The organism is Acinetobacter sp. 1130196 (genome assembly GCF_000588095.1).
Taxonomy (GTDB): Bacteria; Pseudomonadota; Gammaproteobacteria; order Pseudomonadales; family Moraxellaceae; genus Acinetobacter; species Acinetobacter nosocomialis.
Map to the genome: position 1 here is coordinate 1 of NZ_JFWX01000085.1, position 4,400 is coordinate 4,400.

The following is a 4,400-nucleotide window of genomic DNA, read 5'->3' on the forward strand; positions in this document are numbered from 1 at the left end:
CGTATGCGGTATTAGCATCCCTTTCGAGATGTTGTCCCCCACTAATAGGCAGATTCCTAAGCATTACTCACCCGTCCGCCGCTAGGTCCAGTAGCAAGCTACCTTTCCCCGCTCGACTTGCATGTGTTAAGCCTGCCGCCAGCGTTCAATCTGAGCCATGATCAAACTCTTCAGTTAAAATCATTTTGCACCTTATTTATAGACAAGGTGCCAATTCTGGCTCATCAATTACTGACTTAAATTTCGCTCAAATAAACTTCGAGTAATTTAAACCAATCAATCAATGAAAATTATTTCGATTAATCAACCAGTAAAAATCCACACAAGTTGTTCTTCAATTCTCTTAATGATCTTCTTCCTGGTTCGTCACCAGCAAGCTAGGTCGGCTATATTACTCTTAATCTCTTAAAAGTCAACAGGTAATTTCGATATTTTTAAAACTTATCTTTTAAACCAACTTAACATCAAATTCATCACTTAAAGCAACCAACTTAATCTCAAGTAACTGTTTTTCAACAAGTTTCTATCTGCATCACCGCCGATGGATGTGCATTATAGACCATTAACTTACCTTTGCAAGGGGTATTTCAGCCTTTTTCTCTTGAGTGCCGTTTTTTTCTACTATTTTGCGGAAAAAGTGATATATATGGCTTTTTTTTAGGCATTTTCACTACTTTTATTCATTTTTATTTTAGGAAAATACAGTTCACCTTAGATTTTTGATGTCTTCTTATAGAGGTTATAGGCATATATAGCATTTTCTATTCCAAAGATTCCAAAGATTCCAAAGATTCCAAAGATTCCAAAGATTCCAAAGATTCCAAAGATTCCAAAGATTCCAAAGATTCCAAAGATTCCAAAGATTCCAAAGATTCCAAAGATAAACTAGAGCAAATACTCTATTTATTGATTCATACTTTCTATTTTTTCTTATTCTATTTTTCTACTTATTAAGTTAATTACAAATTGTTCCACGTGGAACCCTTAATTAATTTTGAGTTTCAGAAATAAAAAAAGCAGGATTACTCCTGCTTTTCACTATATAACTTTCTTAATCAGTGAAAGTTACACGTGCAATTGCCTTTTTACCTGACTGAATAATGAAAGTGCCATTTTCTTTTACAGAGAAACCTGCATCTACTACATTCCAGTCAACTTTTACTGCACCACGTGCTACAGCATCTTTTGCAGCTGCTGCATTCGGGTTTAGGCCTGCTACACGTAAAATCGTAGCAATAAAGATTTCGCCTCCAAACTCACCACGTGAAATAGTCACTTCAGGTGTATCTTCTGGCACCTCACCTTCTGTAATACGGTTACCTGCACTCTTATGAGCATTGGCAGCTGCTTCAGCATCATGGAAGCGTTCAACCAACTCGAGTGCAAGAATACGTTTTACTTCTTGTGGATTACGACCAGCCGCGATTTCATCTAATAAAGCTTTGATCTCATCAAGAGATTTAAAACTTAATAAATCGAAATAACGTTCGATTAAAGAGTCAGGCATTGATAATACTTTTTGGTACATAGCACCTGGCGCATCAAAAACACCAATATAGTTACCTAAAGATTTAGACATTTTATTTACGCCATCTAAACCTTCTAGAATCGGCACAGTGATACACACTTGTGATTCTTGGCCATAACGGCTTTGTAAAGTACGACCCATAAGTAAGTTAAAGGTTTGGTCTGTACCACCTAACTCAACGTCAGCTTCAAGCGCAATTGAGTCATAGCCTTGAACTAAAGGATATAAGAACTCATGAATCGCAATTGGCTGATGGTTGCTATAACGCTTAGTAAAGTCATCACGCTCTAACATGCGCGATACGGTTTGTTGACTCGCTAACTGGATAAGGTCAGCAGCAGACTTTTGGTTAAACCATTCTGAGTTAAAACGTACTTTTGTTTTATTCGGGTCTAAGATTTTAAAAACTTGTTCTTGATAAGTTTTAGCATTGGCTTCAACTTGTTCACGTGACAACGGCGGACGAGTTGCACTTTTACCAGTTGGGTCACCAATCATCGCTGTATAGTCACCAATCAAGAAGGTAACTTCATGGCCCAAGTCTTGGAACGTTTTTAGTTTGTTAATAAGAACCGTATGTCCTAAATGTAAATCTGGTGCTGTAGGGTCAAAACCAGCTTTAATTTTAAGAGGACGATTCTCTTTAAGCTTTTTCAGTAAATCTTCTTCTGAAATAATTTCGTGCGTGCCTCGTTGGATGAGGGCAAGCTGTTCTTCGGCGGGCAAGAAATTTGACATCACAAAACCTAAACACATCAGTTATTCAATTTGTGCGATATACTAACATTTTTTCAGCGTCTTGCAGGGGAAGTTGCATATGAGCGCAATCTATATCGGCGTAATGACTGGCACTAGTATGGATGGTGTAGATATTGTTGCGGCTTCATTTGAGCCACTACAGCTTCATGCCACTCTTACAGTTCCTTTCGAACCCGAGTTACGTGATGAGCTTATGGCATTAACTTTACCCGATGACAATGAAATTGACCGTATGGGTAAAGCTGATGTTGCTCTAGCCAAAATGATTGGTCATGGGATTAATAGCTTAATTGAAAAGCATCAATTAGACCGTAGCCAAATTAAAGCGATCGGTTCGCATGGGCAAACTATTCGTCATCGTCCAGAGCATGGCTTTACGTTACAAATTGGCGACCCAAACATTATTACTGAAATCACTCAAATCCCGGTTGTTTCAGATTTCCGTCGTAGAGATATGGCTGCAGGCGGACAAGGTGCTCCATTAGTCCCAGCTTTTCATCAAGCATTATTTCAACATCCAAGCATTCATCGTGTGATTTTGAATTTAGGCGGCATTGCCAATGTAAGTATGTTACCTGCCAATAATCCTGACGGTGTATTCGGTTTTGATACGGGACCTGCGAATATTTTGATGGATGCATGGTGTCATCGCCATACGGGTCATCCATATGATGAAAATGGTGATTGGGCTGCTTATGGGCATCCTATTCGCTCTTTACTCGACCGTCTTCATGCGCATGAATATTTTTCTAAAGAGCCACCTAAAAGTACGGGACGTGAAGATTTCAATATTGACTGGCTAGATGATCAGTTAATCGATTGGCGTAATGATTTAACTTACGATGAGTTAGAAGATACACCAGAAAATATTCAAGCAACCTTATTAAAACTTACTGTGCGTGCTATTCAAAAAGCGATTTATCGTTCTGATATGGAAACAGGCGAAGTATATGTATGTGGTGGTGGGGCTTATAACTCTTATTTATTAGAACAATTACGCTGGCGTTTACGTAAGCACAATTGGTCAGTTCAAACCACAGATGTTTTAGGACTCTCCCCTACCTGGGTCGAGGCTACAGCATTTGCATGGTTAGCAATGCGTTTTGTGAATAGTTTAAGTGGTAATTTACCAGCAGTAACTGGTGCGTCTGATTTTAGAATTTTAGGAACAATCACGGCGGTATAAGATTTTTTATAAGTTCTTTTACCTAGATTCGACCTTATAGCACATTTACTGACCCGAAATGCTGTTATTTAAATGTGCATAAAAACTCATGATAAATGCCAACAAAAATAAGTAAGGCATGTTGTTATGGATTTGACCAACCGTATTCATCAATATACTCGTGGGGCTTGGACATTCGATGTGATTGATTCAGGCCCTATAGATGGCCCTCTCGTGGTTTTATTGCATGGCTTTCCAGAAACTGCACATAGTTGGGTGCAAACTTCTGAACTATTGCATCAGCATGGATTTAGAACACTTGCGATTCATCAACGTGGTTATAGTCTAAACGCTAGACCACAAAGCCGCTTTCATTACGCTTTAAGTGAACTAACTGAAGATGTCGCAGTTTTTATTAAGGGGCTTGGTCAACCAGTTTATTTAATTGGGCACGATTGGGGTTCTGTAATTGCGTCTAGTGTAACCATGAAGTATCCACAATATATTCAACATCTCACTTTAGTTTCTGTACCTCATCAAGCTGCTTTTTTAAAAGCTTGGCGAATTCAAACATGAGGTGCGACAGTTTCAAAAGCCATATGATAATCAACAAGCTGAGCAAATTTCTCTAATGGTGTAAGCCAATCTAACGCCTTTCTAGGACGAGTATTCAGTGACATGGCAACTTGATTTAAATAATGCTGATCTGCCTGATTTAAATCAATCCCTTTAGGTAAATATTGCCTAATTAAACCATTCATATTTTCGCATGTGCCTTTTTGCCAAGGTGAATGTGGGTCACAGAAATATACATCTATGCCTAAATCTTCTTCGAGTATTTTATGTTCTGACATCTCGCGTCCACGGTCATAGGTCAACGTTTTACGCAGTTCTGCAGGTAAATATTTCAGAGCTTCAGTTAAAGCCTTGCGCACTGATTCTGCCTAT

General features: G+C 38.6%; 2 protein-coding genes, 1 rRNA gene and 2 pseudogenes. 2 read left to right on the forward strand and 3 right to left on the reverse strand.

All coding sequences use genetic code 11. The features are described 5' to 3' along the window. Positions 1-177, reverse strand: a 16S ribosomal RNA gene (locus tag J671_RS0105305); the annotation flags it as partial. A gap of 874 nt (positions 178-1,051) precedes the next feature. After that, positions 1,052-2,284, reverse strand: a complete 1,233-nt coding sequence (gene tyrS, locus J671_RS24145) for a tyrosine--tRNA ligase (RefSeq protein WP_006581460.1) — start codon at positions 2,282-2,284, stop codon at positions 1,052-1,054. Positions 2,285-2,345: 61 nt separating this feature from the next. Between tyrS and J671_RS24150 the strand changes: the two genes are divergently transcribed. Next, positions 2,346-3,473, forward strand: coding sequence for an anhydro-N-acetylmuramic acid kinase (locus J671_RS24150; protein WP_004711281.1), 1,128 nt, complete (start codon positions 2,346-2,348; stop codon positions 3,471-3,473). Positions 3,474-3,599: 126 nt separating this feature from the next. Beyond that, positions 3,600-4,010: pseudogene (locus J671_RS24155) on the forward strand (alpha/beta fold hydrolase); the annotation flags it as partial. An 8-nt stretch (positions 4,011-4,018) separates the two neighbouring features. Here the strand turns inward: J671_RS24155 and J671_RS24160 are convergent. Further along, positions 4,019-4,396: pseudogene (locus J671_RS24160) on the reverse strand (IS30 family transposase); the annotation flags it as partial. Between the last annotated feature and the right edge of the window lie 4 nt (positions 4,397-4,400).

Bases quoted from the DNA above. Each gene is read 5' to 3' on its own strand.
- tyrS (WP_006581460.1), bottom strand. From the start codon at position 2,284: ATGTGTTTAGGTTTTGTGATGTCAAATTTCTTGCCCGCCGAAGAACAG.
- J671_RS24150 (WP_004711281.1), top strand. From the start codon at position 2,346: ATGAGCGCAATCTATATCGGCGTAATGACTGGCACTAGTATGGATGGT.